The following is a 13,888-nucleotide window of genomic DNA, read 5'->3' as shown; positions in this document are numbered from 1 at the left end:
CATGGGCGCAAGCATTCTCACCGCGCGAAACCTCAGCAAAGTGGTTCCCAGCGCGGAAGGTGAACTGACTATCCTGCACGAACTGAGCCTGGAACTGAACAAGGGCGACAGCCTGGCTATCGTCGGCAGCTCCGGTTCCGGCAAGTCCACCCTCCTGGGCCTGCTGGCCGGCCTCGACCTGCCCAGCAGCGGCGAAGTCACCCTCGCCGGCCAGGCGCTCAGCAGCCTCGACGAAGACCAACGGGCGCGCATCCGCGCCGAACACGTAGGCTTCGTGTTCCAGTCGTTCCAACTGCTCGACAGCCTCAATGCACTGGAAAATGTGATGCTGCCGCTGGAACTGGACGGCCGCAAAGATGCCCGCGAGCGCGCCAGACACCTGCTGGAACGCGTAGGCCTGGGCCAACGCCTGACCCACTCGCCGCGCCAACTCTCTGGTGGCGAACAGCAACGCGTGGCGATTGCCCGCGCCTTTGCCGCCGAGCCGGACGTGCTGTTTGCCGACGAACCCACCGGCAACCTCGACAGCCATACCGGCGAGCGCATCAGTGACTTGCTGTTCGAACTCAATAAAGAGAACGGCACGACCCTGGTGCTGGTCACCCATGACGAGCGCCTGGCCCACCGTTGCCGGCGCCTGATCCGCCTTGAAGCCGGCCTGATGGTCGCGCCCCTGGAGCCTTGATGGCACGTTTGCCGCTGTTGCGCCTGTTCAGCCTGGCCATGCGCCAATTACTGCGCGATGCCCGCGCCGGCGAATTGCGCGTGTTGTTCTTTGCCTTGTTAGTGGCTGTGGCCGCCAGTACCGCCATCGGCTACTTCGGTGCGCGTCTCAACGGCGCCATGCTGTTGCGCGCCACCGAATTCCTGGGTGCCGATCTGGTGCTCGAAGGCAGCTCGCCGGCCCGCCCGGAGCAAATCCGCTCCGGCACCGAACTGGGCCTGGACCATGCCCGCGTGGTGGAGTTCTCCAGCGTCATCGCCACCGACAACGGCATCCAGCTCTCCAGTGTCAAAGCGGTCAGCGAGCAATATCCGTTGCGCGGCGAACTCAAAAGCGCCGCCGCGCCCTTCGCCGAGCAAACCCCGGGCGGCGCACCGAAACCCGGTGAAGCGTGGGTGGAAGCGCGCCTGCTGACAGCGCTGGACCTCAAAGTCGGCGACAGCATCGATGTAGGCATGAAGACCCTGCGCCTGGCCCGCGTGCTCACCTATGAACCGGACCGCGCCGGCAACTTCTACAGCCTCACGCCCCGGGTCATGATCAACCTGGCCGACCTTGACGCCACCGGCGTGGTCCAACCCGGCAGCCGCGTCAGTTATCGCGAGCTGTGGCGTGGACCACAAGGCAGTACCGCGCTGCAGACCTATCGCGACCTGATCAAGCCGGGCCTGGCCGCCAATCAACGCCTGCAAGACTCAAGAGACGGTAACCAGCAGATCGGCGGGGCCCTGGGCAAGGCCGAGCGCTACCTGAACATGGCGAGCCTGGTAGCCGTGTTACTGGCCGGTGTGGCCGTGGCCTTGTCGGCCAACCGCTTTGCCACGCGACGTTTCGATGCCAGTGCGCTGTTGCGCTGCCTGGGGTTGTCGCGACGCGAAGCCATGCTGTTGTTCAGCCTGCAACTGACGGTCCTGGGCCTGCTGGCGAGCCTGGCCGGCGTAGCGCTCGGCTGGCTGGCGCAGTTTGGCCTGTTCTACTTTCTGCACGACCTGCTGCCGGCCGACGTGCCGCCCGGCGGGCTGTTACCCGCCGTTGCCGGAATCGGCACCGGGCTGGTCGCCCTCGCCGGCTTCGCCCTGCCGCCATTGGCTGCACTGGGCCGCGTACCGCCGTTGCGGGTGTTGCGTCGCGATCTGCTGCCCATTCCTTCCAGCACCTGGATGGTCTACGGCGCAGCCCTGTTCGCCCTAGGCCTGATCATGTGGCGCCTGAGCCTTGACCTGGTGCTGACCTTTGCCCTGTTGGGCGGTGGCGTCGTGGCGGCACTGGTCCTGGGTGGCTTGCTGCTGCTGTTGCTGCAGAGTCTGCGACGCTTGCTCGCCCGGGCCTCACTGCCCTGGCGCCTGGGCCTGGGCCAGTTGCTGCGCCATCCACTGGCGGCGGCCGGCCAATCCCTGGCGTTCGGCTTGATCCTGTTGTCCATGGGCTTGATCGCCCTGCTGCGTGGCGAATTACTGGACACCTGGCAAAACCAGCTGCCCAAGGACGCCCCCAACTATTTCGCGCTGAACATCCTGCCGGCCGACAGGGACGCCTTTGGGGCGCGCCTGCTGGAAGTACAGGCGCAATCGGCGCCGCTGTACCCGGTGGTGCCGGGGCGACTAATCAGCATCAACGGCGCGCCGGTACAGGAGATTGTCAGCAAGGACTCCAGCGGTGACCGTGCGGTACAGCGCGACTTGAGCCTGACGTGGGCCGCCGACCTGCCACCGGGCAATGCGCTCACCGCAGGTTCGTGGTGGTCGCAGCAACCCGGCGATGGCATCCCCGGCGTCTCTGTAGAGGCCAAGGTTGCCGAAAGCCTCAAACTCAAGCTCAACGATCACCTGGTATTCACTATCGCCGGGGAAAATCGCGAAGCGCGGGTGACCAGCCTTCGCACCATCAATTGGGATAACTTCCAGCCCAACTTCTTCATGATTTTCCAGCCGGGCACCTTGAAGGATCTGCCAGCCACTTACCTGACCAGCTTCTACCTGGCACCCGGCCATGACTCGCAGATCGTCGACTTGTCACGGGCGTTCCCGGCCGTGACCATCCTGCAGGTCGAAGCCCTGTTGGAGCAGTTGCGCAGCATCCTCGCCCAAGTGACCCTGGCAGTGGAGTACGTGCTCTTGTTTGTGCTCGCGGCAGGGATGGCGGTGCTGTTCTCCGGCCTTCAGGCCACCCTGGATGAACGTATCCGCCAGGGTGCGCTGCTGCGTGCACTGGGTGCTGAACGCAGGTTGCTGGTCAAGGCCCGACGCATCGAATTCGGCTTGCTGGGTGCGGTCAGCGGGCTGTTGGCGGCGCTGGGCACCGAGCTGGTGACGTGGGTGCTGTACCGCTATGCCTTCGACCTGACCTGGCAACCGCACCCGTGGTTGTTACTGCTGCCGGTCATAGGCGCGGTGTTGATCGGGGGCGCCGGGGTATTCGGTACGCGTCGCGCACTGAACGCCAGCCCATTGACCGTTTTGCGCGAAGGCTGATCGACCGACAGCACGCATGCCTCACAGCGTGCGAGCCACGGCGTGTTACTTTACGTACTCGATACCGGTGATCCACCAACACACTTCGCCATTGGGAGTTTGCACGATGGCTTCATCGTCGACCTCCTTGCGTAACAGCGCACGGGCCATCGGTGAATCGATGGAGATGTAGTCCATTCGATCATAAATTTCGTCGTAGCCAACGATGCGAAAACGCTTGGTTTCGCCCTTCTCGTTTTCGATATCCACCCAGGCACCGAAGAACACCTTGCCTTCCTGTTCGGGCATGTACTCCACAACGCGCATGTCTTCCAGACGCTTGCGCAGGTAGCGCACGCGACGGTCGATTTCGCGCAGCAGCTTCTTGTTGTACTGGTAGTCGGCGTTTTCGCTGCGATCCCCAAGCGAAGCCGCCCACGTTACTTTGCGCGTGGTGTCTGGACGCTTTTCGCGCCACAGGTAATCCAGCTCTTTTTTCAGCGCCTCATGACCTTCTTTGGTTATCAGCTTGGTACTCAAACGCTTGCATCCCCAGGCGATGTGATGACGAGACGCCAGGTTCCGAGCCCTGGCGCCGACGGGCTGGCAGTGATGATAAATGAACCCGGGAAAGTAGCCAGACCCGTTCAGCTTCAACCCTCCAGTACCTGGTCCAACGCGTGCAGCATTCCTTGCAGATTCTGGCGCAACTGCGCCAATTGCGACTTCATCAGGTTCAACGCATCGGCCTTCTGGTTGAACGCCTGCGCCTGATCATGCAACTGCGCACAGCGCTGCTCCAAGGTTCGCGCCTTGTCGTCCATCTGGTTCTGCTCGCGCAGTAGCCGAACCTGCCACTGCTCCAGCGTGGCCTCACGTTCAAGTGCGGCATGTTTTTGTTGCGTCAGTTCCTGGGCGACGCGCGCCAGGTTGGTCAGCGTACTGTCCACTTCGGGCAAGGCGTCGTGCTCGGTCGGCGCCGGTAGTTGAGGCTTCGATGGCAGGCCAGGCTCCTGCAAATCAGCAGCGCGACCGACACCTGGGCCACCGGTGTTTCAACAGTAGCCTGTCGGCTTTCTTCAATCGATTGTTCGTGCTCAGGTTGCCGGGCAGGTTCAGCGGGGCTCGCACTTCTGGGTGGCGAGATCATTTGCGATGAAAACCGAATGGACGGCACGATCAACGAAGCGCTTTCGATCGCAGGTAGCGTAGGGGCTGATATTCCCAACGTGATCACTTTCATCACCAGCGCCTTCTTGATGTTGACCGAGTGATGATCTTCGGGCCTGGCAGGCGGCAACTTGCAGCCTTTGAGATCGACAAAATAGTAAGGCACCTGGGTTTCGGTGACACCGCCCGCCTTGGCGCCCGGCGTGCTGGCCAGCATCAGGATTTGCTTGAACACGTGCATGGCGATCTGCAGGTCTTCCTTGGATTCAATCCCGCTCAGAAAATAGCGTTCGAGCTTTTTGCGCAAGGCCGCGATATATACCCTGGAGCTCCCCGGCTCAACCTCCTCGTCCAGGCTATAAACCAGAAAATTGGAGGCGATCTGGCCTACGGCAAACCCGCAGAGCAGAGCGCCGTTGACCGGCGCATCCTGACCGTTGCGTTCAAGAACAAGGGTACGTAGCAGCATCATGTCAATCATGACCTTATTAAAAGGAAGGAGGTTTATATAGACATCAATTAAACATTCAGTATTCAGGCATTCAAAACACACACCAATTGTTTCAGTGACTCACCGGGAACGCACGTAGGACTTGTCTTATAAGTAGTGATCGTCGTTCCCAAACATGATCATTAACCGTACCCTTTTCAACCTCAGCCCTCTCTGTCCTGCCAAACTTATTCGGTAAAAAAATGATCGAAATAAGCAACCTGACAAAACACTTGGACAAGAAAAATATAATCAGTGGTTTTTCATTCAGCGCCAAACAACAGGAATGCCTAGGACTCTTTGGAGAGGACGGTAAAGCCAAGACCACCTTGCTGGATTTGATATCGGCCTCGACAGCACCCTCCAGTGGACATATCAATATTCAGGGCCTCAACACTCAAACCCAGACGCTTAAAGCCAAACGTCTGGTCGGTTACCAACTTGACGGCACACTCGTTCATCCAACGATGTATGTAAGAGAGTTCCTTTATTACATCGCCGCCCTTCGCGGGCTCAACGGTGCAGAAAAACGCAATCGTGTGGAGCACGCCGCCACCCGCCTGGAGCTGCTACCGGTTCTCAACGCTCCCCTCGACGCCCTCTGCACCGGTCTGAAGCGCAGAGTCGCGATTGCGCAGGCCATTGTGCATAAGCCCGCCTTGTTGTTACTGAACGAGCCGACCGAAGGGCTCGCGCCGGATCAAAAGCACCCGTTCAGGCAACTCATTCAGTCCCTGACCCAAGACATGTTGGTGATCATCGCCTCCCGTAACAGCGATGAGTTGTCCGAACTCTGCACACGGGCGCTGGTTATTGCAGGCGGACGCCTGGTCGCCGATGCCTCACTGCCCGACCTACAGCGTGACTCCCGCCATTTCCAGGCAGTCACGCTCACCGCCGATGCGCCGCTCGACCTGCTGGCCCTTGCCGTACTGCCGGGTGTCGCCGGCATCGAAGAACATCGACACACCCCTGGCACGGTGACCGTACTTGCCATGCCGGGGCACGCTATCTACTCACACGTTCATTCCCTCATCGCCAACCGAGGTTGGAAAATCAACACATTGAGCCTGGAGCCCGGTCGCGTGAACGATGTGGTTCGGCACTTGAGCCAGGAGGTTCTCCCTTGAGACTGCTGTCCACCATCTTCAAGCGCCAACTCGCTTGCTATGCCGGGTCACCTGCCACCTACGTGAGTGTCGCCATATTTCTAGCCCTGACCGTGGCCTTGGGGCTGTACGCCAGCCGATGGCTGGAGCAGGACATCCACGATTTGCGCCTGTTCTTCCAGTTACACCCCTGGCTCTATCTGCTGCTGATGCCGGCCCTGGCGACGCAACTTTGGTCGGACGAATCCCATGCCGGTTTTCGTGACCTGATGAAAACACTTCCCATCACGGGGGCTGAACTTGCAATCGGCAAGTTTCTCGCCGCTTGGGTGGTGGCGGGTTGGGCTCTGATATTAACGTTTCCGCTGGTCATTTTTGCCAACTTCGTCGGCACTGCGGATAACAGCGTCATAGCCTCGCAATTGCTGGCAAGTTGGCTCCTGTCGGGAAGCTATTTGTCTGTCGGGTGTTTTGTGTGCACCTTTACGCGCCAGCGTACGGTGGTGTTCATATTGACATTAAGCTTGTTATTGATTGCCTCCGGTTTATCTTCGGTGGTAGACGCTCTTGAGCATCAGGCACCGATCTGGATTGTTGATAGTTTGGCCACGCTTAACCCACATTCACGCTTCAGCATGTTCGACAGCGGCAAACTAACGCTTCACGACACTGCTTACTTCATCAGCATTATCCTTACCTTTCTCACCGCAACAACAGTCACTCTTAATCACAAAAACCGCTGAGAAGGAAAGCCCTCCATGCGTTCCACTCTGCGCACCGGCATGACACTCGCTGTCCTGTTGTTACTGTTCCTGGCATTCAACCTGGTTTGGCTAGGCAAACTTCCCGATATCCGCTGGGATGTCTCCCAACAGCAAACCCATACCCCCTCGTCTCCGGCACGCCAGTTACTTGCGTCATTGGAGCATCCCGTGGATCTGTACTATTTCAACGCGAACGACGCCCCCAACAGAAGCCAGGCCCTGAAACGCTACGGCAAGCACATCGAAGACCTGCTTGGCGAGTACGAAAAGGCAGCGAAGGGCATGCTCAACCTGCACCTTATCGACCCCGCCCCTTTTTCGGAAGATGCCTACAAGGCCCAGCTCTATGGCCTCGACAACCAGGCGGGTTTCCTGGGTTTGATCGGTACCCGCGCAGGTCTCGGCGCACAACGCATTGAAGCCTTCAGCCTCGACCGGGAACCGCTGCTCGAATATGAAATCAGCCACCTGATCCATAAACTGCAGCACCCCAAGCCCGCGGTTGTGGGGCTGCTGTCAGGGTTGGCGATGGACGAGTCCGCCAGCGGGCTGCTGAAAGCGCTGCAACGTCACTTCACGCTGGTCAATCTGGGCGCTGCCACCGGACGTGTGCCCGAACACGTCCAGACGCTGATCGTCGTGCAACCGCGTGCACTGCCTGAGCAAACGTTGTATGGGATTGAACAATTTGTATTGAGGGGCGGAAGGTTGATGATGTTTATCGACCCCGTCAGCGAGCAAGACTCAAACACCACGCCAGCCAATGCCAGGTTGGACGAACTGCTGGCGGCCTGGGGCGTGCAGTTGCAGGAAGACAAGTTGCTTGTCGACCCCCTCTACGCGTCCTCGGTGACGCCGGATCCGGGAAAGCCCGGGATATTCCATCCCGCCCGATTGAACCTGCCCCGGGACGCGATGAACCCCCACGACATCAGCAGCTGGAGGCTGAACAGGGTAACGCTGTCGAGCAGCGGCGCCCTACTGCCCCTCAAGAACAGTCGTACCCACCTCACACCGCTCCTGCAAAGCTCCAGGCAATCAGTATTGCTGGACACGGGCCGCTTTGCTTCGGCAACCGAGTTCAGCTCACTGATCGATGCATCGTCCTCCCAAGCGCAACCCCATGTCATCGCGGCCCGTATCGAGGGGTCGGCTTATTCGATCTTTCCCGACGGCATCGAGGGTCAGCGGGGAGGGTTGCAAAAAGCTGCGCAGATTCAGGTGGTGGTGGTCGCGGACACCGACATGCTGACCGATGAAGTCGCCGGTTCAGCTAACGACGGCAACACGCTGTTTATCCTCAACACTCTGGACAACCTGAGCGCCCCCGATGCGCTCGCCAGCATCCGGCCCCGCACACCGACGCAGAAGTTGCCGAACAGACTCAGCGAGATGCGCGACAACGCCGCGCGGGCCTATCATGACGGAGCAGCCGAACTGGAGCGGAGACTGCAACAAACCGAGCAGGAATGGCAATTGCTGAGCCCGTCGACGCTCGGCGTAGTGAGCCAGACGATAGATACCAGCTCACAGCTGCAAGCGCTCAACAAGGAACGCCTGCGCCTGCCCATCGAGCTGCATGCCTTGAAAGTTGAAGCGTACGCCCAGGTGCATCGCCTGGAACTGGCGATAAAACTGCTGCTGATCTTCACAATGCCGCTGATGTTATGCCTGATCGCCTGGGGCATGTACCTGCGCCAGCGCCGTCGTTACTCACGGGCGAGCACCCTGTTTCACTGACAGCCCCACCAAAGGCAATTTAACGACGAGCGATCAAGCCCTGACGTGCAATGCGCGTCAGTTGGCGGATCACCGCTGCCGCATCGCTGGCGCTGGGCGCCTGGATAACCGCGAGGTCAAAGCTATTGCTGGCAAAGCGGGCAAGAGAGTCGCCGTCTTCGACAAACTGGATCAGGAACGCCGAAGGTCGCCCGGTACGCCGTGGCCAACCGTCCAGGTAACGCAATAGCGTCGGCTGGTGCTTGCCGCCCAGGAGGATTTTTGGATTGCGTTGAGTGAGGTCCGCGGTGATCGGGGCCAGGCGTATGAGAGGGCGTGGTGCATTCATCGTGTCGTGTCTCTGCCTCAAAAGTCTGCGGGCAGGTGAGAGGCAACACCGAACCAGCGCTTTAGCGGAATTTCAAAGCGGGTCTGGACCGGCTTCTGTCGGGCTGCAATGAGTCCCGGTGGCGCCCCGCAATTAGCTGTTTAAATCGGCGCATGAGCGGCATCGTAGAGAAGCCGGTGGGGCGGTGTCAAGAATCCCAAGCAACGAAAAGGCCCACACCAAGGTGTGGGCCTTTTCGGTCACTACAGTGTCCTCAATGGGCAATGGCACGGTCGGCGGACAGTTTGCCCGCACCTTCGAGCAGCACCGCCAGCGAGCCGCCGAGCAGGGCCAAAGCGAACTCATAACCGTTGTTGGCCATGAACAGACCGTTGTGGATATGCACCGACAAGATCGCCACGACCGACAAGATGGTCAAACCCAATGCCGCAGGACGTACCAGCAAACCGATAATCAGCGCCAAACCGGCGAAGAACTCCGTGCCGCCCGACAACAGCGCCATCAGGGTGCCCGGCGCCAGGCCGATGCTCTCCATCCACTGAGCGGTACCCGCCAGGCCGTAGCCGCCAAACCAGCCGAAGAGTTTTTGTGAGCCGTGGGCAGCAAAAATGACCCCGACCACGATGCGCAGAATGGTCAAGCCGTAGCCGGCACGGGTGGACAGAATGCTTTTGATCAATGGGCTCATGGTGCAAATCCTTTCAAGGTAGGGGTTGGTTGGCCGCTATATTAATCAGTTTAAACAATGATAAAAGCCGAAAAAATGCCTAATTAATATCGATATAATCGATTATTTACGCAAAGCCACCTTAGGTGTCGGCGGCTCCAATGACTCCCGCTCCCGATCGAACGCCAAATAGTACTTGTTGACGCTATTAACATAGCTGACGCCGCCCATCCCTACCTGCTCCATGGCAATGCGTTCAACCTGGAAGAACCACTGGTTGGGGTTGAGCCCTCGGCGCTTGGCCTCGGTGCGCATGCCCTGCACCCGCTCGGGCCCCATGTTGTAGGCTGCCAGCACAAACGCCATGCGCTCGCGTTCATTGAGTTTGGGGCTGGCGAAAAACTTGCGACGGATCATTGCCAGATAACGCGCCCCCGCCTGAACGTTACTGTCGAGATTCTCGATATTGTTGACGCCCACCCGTTGCGCCGCCGAGGGCGTGATCTGCATCAGGCCGGTAGGGCCGCCGCTGTTGCGCGCGCCTGGATCGAGCGCCGATTCCTTGAAGGCCAATGCCGCCAGGTTAAGCCAATCCATGCCCTGCTCACGGGCGTGTTTCTGTAATACCGGACGCAGTTTTTCCAGACGCTGGCGGTCGGCACGCGCCAGAGGATTACGCACTTGGTAGAGTCGGCGGTAGATGCGCTGGAACGCCACGTCCTGGTCGGCCGGCGTGTGATAAGTCTTGAGAAATCGATCAATACTGGCGCGCAGCATTGAGGCATCCTGGCGCACAAACCAGTACTCGTCGCCCGGCTCATTGATCACCACCTGTTTGTCGAAGCGCAACTTGGGCAGAACCTTCGACCAGCGTTCGGCAATGGGCTTTTCTACAATGGTCAGATGAAAAATTCCGGCCTGGACCATCTCCAGCACATCTTCGACCGCTAGCGTCGGATCGACCCATTCCACCTTGATCGGCGGCTGTTTGTGCAGCGCCAACTTCTGATTGACCTGGCTGACCGCATCCGCGGCGGCGCTGCCGGTGGTCAGCGCCAGCGTGCGCCCTGACAGTTGCTCCAGCTTGGTGAACCGACGTTCGCCTTTCACGCCGACCAGCCACAGCGGCACATCGCTGGCAATCGGGTCACTGGTAGCGATCCTGTGAGCAGCGTTCACATCCAGTAATTCGCCGGGCGCGACCACATCACCTTCGCCACGGGCCAGGGCACCCAGCAACTGATCCTTGGCCTTGGGAATGATCTTGAGGTTGATTTCCTGACCATCTCGGGCGCGGGCATTAAGGTATTGCTCGAAAGCGCGCAGGCGATGGTACTCAACACCGATGGCCTGGCCTTGCACTTCACCGGAACTGTTACGGCTCTGGTTGACCAATACCCGCAGGGTGCGACTGGCGCGGATCTCTGCCAGGTCGCGGACCTTGCCAGGCTTGGTCACTTCCAGCGGCCCGTCCAGACGCGCGACCGCTGCCATGGGCAGCAGTAATGTCAGGCACAACATAAGCAACGCCGAGGGTCGGATCATCCGCTCTCCGGAAAGAAAACTGGCCAACGCCCTCGCAAAAAACGCGGCGTTGGGGGTCAGAAACAGAGCGCTTTATGCGCAGGCTTTGCGGGCAACCGTGACCAGGGGCAAGGCGTTGGGCCAGCCACAATGTCGGTCGCGACGTTCAAAGACAGCTATAACTCGTTGTAGTTCTTCGATTTTCTTATAAATCTACAGCTCTGATATGCTTTCCGGCCGCAGGCGGAGATAGCACCATGCAACTCATTGATATCGGCGTCAACCTGACCAACCCCAGTTTCGACGACAAGCACCAGGCCGTTCTCGACCGCGCCTACGCAGCCGGCGTGCAACAATTGGTGCTCACCGGTACCAGCGTCGACGGCAGCGAACAGGCACTGGAGCTGTGCGTAAAGCTCGATGAAAGCGGCCACCGACTGTTCAGCACCGCCGGCATCCACCCCCACTCCGCCAGCGACTGGAACGGCGACAGCGCCCTACGTTTGCGCAATTTGCTCAGCAACAACCGCGTACGGGCGGTGGGCGAGTGCGGGCTGGATTTCAACCGTGACTTTTCCCCACGCCCGCAGCAGGAAAAAGTCCTGGAACAGCACCTGGCATTGGCCGCCGAACTGAAACTGCCAGTGTTCCTGCACGAACGCGACGCCCATCAGCGCCTGTTGGAGATCCTCAAAGACTACCGCGACCACCTCACTGCGGCGGTGGTGCATTGCTTTACCGGTGAACAGCAGGCGCTGTTCGGCTACCTCGACCTCGACCTGCACATCGGCATCACCGGTTGGATCTGCGATGAACGCCGTGGGACGCACCTGCACCCGCTTGTCAGAGAAATTCCCCGAGGTCGTCTGATGCTTGAAAGCGACGCGCCCTACCTGCTGCCGCGTACCCTGCGTCCCAAACCGAAAAACGGTCGCAACGAACCCGCGTATTTGCCCGAAGTACTACGCGAAGTCGCACTGCACCGCAATGAAAGCCAAGAAGACCTGGCCCAACACAGCACCGCCTGCTCCCGCGCATTTTTTGGGCTGCCTGCCCTGGATTGATGCGGCGCATTGACCCATGTCAAAACCGGTTTTCTCAGTAGCGGCACAATAATGGCACCTTGCCAATGCTGTTTCCGCTATCAGAGAAAACCTTCCATGGGTGCCTGGCTTAGCAATATCTCGCTGAAGTACAAATTCTGGGCCGTGAATGCGGTCGCCTTCATCACCACCCTGCTGCTGGTGCTCTACGCCGTGCAGCTCGAGCAGCAGGCGCGCAGCACCGCATCCCAGGTCTCCGCGCAGGCCCAGGGGCGGCTGCTGAATGCATGGCCGGTCGACAAGCCGCTGCCCAAAGGTGAACAGTGGCTGACGTTTGCGCGCGGCCAAGTCCCACAGCTAGGTGATCAAGATCTGTCAGCCTTGGGCACAGCCACAGGCTGGATCGAACTCAACCATATGCCGCTGTTCGGCGAAAACCCGCTGATGGGTGCCGATGTAATCGCCCGCCCGGACGGGCAATACATCGCCGTGCTGGCTTTCGCCCCCAGCATGAGCCAGGTGTTCGGTGAGCGCTTCGCCAACTACGCGGTGGCAGTGCTTATCCTGATGCTTGCCATGCTTGGCGCTTCGCAGTTACTGATTCGCTTCCTGCTCAGCCAGCTCAACACCCTCAAGGACGTAATGCTGCACGTGGAGAAAACCGGCGACCTGTCAGCCCGCGTGCCCTTGGCGTGCAAGGATGAAGTCGGCCAGATGGCGAGCGCGTTCAATGCCATGCAGGCCGGCTACCAACGTGTGGTCAACACGGTGGCACGCACCGCGCGGCAACTGGACGAGGGCGCCGCGCGCCTGGCCAGCAGCATGAACGAGGTGCAACACGGCATGCTCGGCCAGCAAAGCGAAACCGACCAGGCTGCCACCGCTATCAACGAGATGACCACCACCGTCCACCACATCGCCCAGCACGCCGGCGCCACCCGTGATTTATCCCAGGCCGCCGATACCCTCGCCGGCAGCGGCCAGACCGTGGTGACCCGCGTGCAACACTCCATTGCGGGTCTGTCCAGCGGCGTGCAACAGACCGCCGAAATGATCCAAAAACTGGCCGAAGACAGCCAGAAAATCAACGGTGTGGTCAGTGTAATCCACAGCATTGCCGAACAGACCAACCTGCTCGCCCTCAACGCCGCCATCGAGGCGCCCGCGCCGGGGAAATGGGCCGTGGCTTTGCCGTGGTCGCCGACGAAGTGCGCAACCTCGCCAAGCGAGTGCAAAGCTCCACCGACGAAATCACCCGCATGGTCTCGGCGCTGCAAGCCGGCACTCGCGACGCCGTGGACTTCATGCAGGAAAGCTCGTTCAAGGCCGACGACTGCGTGCAGCAGGCCCAGGAAGCCGGTGTCGCACTCGCCGAAATAACCGGCGCAGTGGCACAGATGCGCGAGAGCAATACCCAGATCGCCGTCGCCGCCGAACAGCAAAGCCACGTGGCCGAAGAGATGAACCGCGCAGTGGTGAGCATCCGCGATGTGACCGAAAATACGGTGCAGCAAACCGTGGATTCGGCGACCACCAGCAAGGAGCTGGCCACCCTGGCTGGGGAGTTGAGCAAGGCGATTGGCCAGTTGAAACTGTAGGACTGCTTAACCTGTAATCCGACTCCTACGATCGACCTTCCGTTTACCTAAAGTTTTGGCGAAACCTCCTAGCCGTCCTGGCGAATAGCGCCGACTTCTTTACCCGACGAACCTCTCCAAAGTCTCTCGCCTGATCATTCAGTGCGAGGGACCGCCGATGCACCCATCCATAAATGCCCTGTTCAGTGGGGCCGCCTCTTGATTCCGGTCATAGGCAAGTTCGTCCTGTCTCCCATGAATGCCAAGGCGCCGGACGTTGAAGGCGTCTTGCGTGATTTTCG

The 13,888-nt window shown here is 59.9% G+C and carries 10 protein-coding genes and 3 pseudogenes; 8 read left to right on the top strand and 5 right to left on the bottom strand.

Features of this window, described 5'->3' with window-relative positions; genetic code table 11:
- Nucleotide 1 precedes the first annotated feature (1 nt).
- Together JWR98_RS07080 and JWR98_RS07075 are read left to right on the top strand one after the other, a co-directional pair.
- Complete coding sequence (locus JWR98_RS07080; RefSeq protein ID WP_078732218.1) at nucleotides 2–685, top strand: ABC transporter ATP-binding protein; 684 nt, start codon at nucleotides 2–4, stop codon at nucleotides 683–685.
- Complete coding sequence (locus tag JWR98_RS07075; RefSeq protein ID WP_205489603.1) at nucleotides 685–3,195, top strand: ABC transporter permease; 2,511 nt, start codon at nucleotides 685–687, stop codon at nucleotides 3,193–3,195. Before JWR98_RS07080 ends, JWR98_RS07075 begins: the two co-directional genes overlap by 1 nt.
- A gap of 45 nt (nucleotides 3,196–3,240) precedes the next feature.
- On the opposite strand, the gene greB is transcribed toward JWR98_RS07075, so the two are convergent.
- Nucleotides 3,241–3,714, bottom strand: coding sequence for a transcription elongation factor GreB (greB, locus tag JWR98_RS07070; RefSeq protein WP_003172701.1), 474 nt, complete (start codon nucleotides 3,712–3,714; stop codon nucleotides 3,241–3,243).
- Nucleotides 3,715–3,827: 113 nt separating this feature from the next.
- Nucleotides 3,828–4,816, bottom strand: a pseudogene (locus tag JWR98_RS07065) (hypothetical protein).
- Nucleotides 4,817–5,037: 221 nt separating this feature from the next.
- Here JWR98_RS07065 and JWR98_RS07060 point away from each other — a divergent pair.
- Genes JWR98_RS07060 through JWR98_RS07050 form a run of 3 tightly spaced genes read left to right on the top strand, consistent with a single transcriptional unit; the run spans nucleotide 5,038 to nucleotide 8,447 of the window.
- A complete protein-coding gene (locus JWR98_RS07060; RefSeq protein WP_078732216.1) occupies nucleotides 5,038–5,964 on the top strand; it encodes an ABC transporter ATP-binding protein in 927 nt (308 codons plus the stop codon).
- Entirely contained in the window at nucleotides 5,961–6,686 is a 726-nt protein-coding gene (locus tag JWR98_RS07055) for an ABC transporter permease (protein WP_205489601.1), read from the top strand. The genes JWR98_RS07060 and JWR98_RS07055 overlap by 4 nt, the downstream gene beginning before the upstream one ends.
- 15 nt (nucleotides 6,687–6,701) lie before the next feature.
- Entirely contained in the window at nucleotides 6,702–8,447 is a 1,746-nt protein-coding gene (locus JWR98_RS07050; RefSeq protein WP_078732214.1) for a Gldg family protein, read from the top strand.
- 19 nt (nucleotides 8,448–8,466) lie between these two features.
- Here JWR98_RS07050 and JWR98_RS07045 read toward each other — a convergent pair whose 3' ends face one another.
- The 3 genes from JWR98_RS07045 to JWR98_RS07035 form a co-directional block, all read right to left on the bottom strand.
- Nucleotides 8,467–8,775 carry a hypothetical protein gene (locus JWR98_RS07045; protein WP_078732213.1) on the bottom strand — a complete coding sequence of 103 codons (309 nt, stop codon included), beginning with the start codon at nucleotides 8,773–8,775 and terminating at the stop codon, nucleotides 8,467–8,469.
- A 253-nt stretch (nucleotides 8,776–9,028) separates the two neighbouring features.
- On the bottom strand, nucleotides 9,029–9,463 hold the full coding sequence (locus JWR98_RS07040; protein WP_003172694.1) for a DoxX family protein: 435 nt from the start codon (nucleotides 9,461–9,463) through the stop codon (nucleotides 9,029–9,031).
- 102 nt (nucleotides 9,464–9,565) lie between these two features.
- Entirely contained in the window at nucleotides 9,566–10,987 is a 1,422-nt protein-coding gene (locus JWR98_RS07035) for an MltF family protein (protein ID WP_078732212.1), read from the bottom strand.
- A 236-nt stretch (nucleotides 10,988–11,223) separates the two neighbouring features.
- On the opposite strand from JWR98_RS07035, the gene JWR98_RS07030 reads away from it, so the two are divergent.
- From JWR98_RS07030 to JWR98_RS07025, 3 genes and pseudogenes are all read left to right on the top strand, one after another.
- Complete coding sequence (locus JWR98_RS07030; protein WP_078732211.1) at nucleotides 11,224–12,030, top strand: TatD family hydrolase; 807 nt, start codon at nucleotides 11,224–11,226, stop codon at nucleotides 12,028–12,030.
- A 96-nt stretch (nucleotides 12,031–12,126) separates the two neighbouring features.
- Nucleotides 12,127–12,325, top strand: a pseudogene (locus tag JWR98_RS30090) (methyl-accepting chemotaxis protein); the annotation flags it as partial.
- Between the two features lie 65 nt (nucleotides 12,326–12,390).
- Nucleotides 12,391–13,607: pseudogene (locus tag JWR98_RS07025) on the top strand (methyl-accepting chemotaxis protein).
- Nucleotides 13,608–13,888 lie beyond the last annotated feature (281 nt).

The sequence above is a fragment of the Pseudomonas lactucae genome, assembly GCF_016937615.1.
GTDB classification, from domain to species: domain Bacteria; phylum Pseudomonadota; class Gammaproteobacteria; order Pseudomonadales; family Pseudomonadaceae; genus Aquipseudomonas; species Aquipseudomonas lactucae.
The sequence above is the reverse complement of the archived record's forward strand: the minus strand, read 5'-3'. Positions and strand labels throughout refer to the sequence as shown.

What these genes read in the sequence shown, in the direction of transcription:
- JWR98_RS07035 (WP_078732212.1), bottom strand. Translation starts at nt 10,987, where the DNA reads ATGATCCGACCCTCGGCGTTGCTTATGTTGTGCCTGACATTACTGCTG.
- JWR98_RS07075 (WP_205489603.1), top strand. Translation starts at nt 685, where the DNA reads ATGGCACGTTTGCCGCTGTTGCGCCTGTTCAGCCTGGCCATGCGCCAA.
- JWR98_RS07045 (WP_078732213.1), bottom strand. Translation starts at nt 8,775, where the DNA reads ATGAATGCACCACGCCCTCTCATACGCCTGGCCCCGATCACCGCGGAC.
- JWR98_RS07050 (WP_078732214.1), top strand. Translation starts at nt 6,702, where the DNA reads ATGCGTTCCACTCTGCGCACCGGCATGACACTCGCTGTCCTGTTGTTA.
- JWR98_RS07030 (WP_078732211.1), top strand. Translation starts at nt 11,224, where the DNA reads ATGCAACTCATTGATATCGGCGTCAACCTGACCAACCCCAGTTTCGAC.
- JWR98_RS07060 (WP_078732216.1), top strand. Translation starts at nt 5,038, where the DNA reads ATGATCGAAATAAGCAACCTGACAAAACACTTGGACAAGAAAAATATA.
- JWR98_RS07040 (WP_003172694.1), bottom strand. Translation starts at nt 9,463, where the DNA reads ATGAGCCCATTGATCAAAAGCATTCTGTCCACCCGTGCCGGCTACGGC.
- JWR98_RS07080 (WP_078732218.1), top strand. Translation starts at nt 2, where the DNA reads ATGGGCGCAAGCATTCTCACCGCGCGAAACCTCAGCAAAGTGGTTCCC.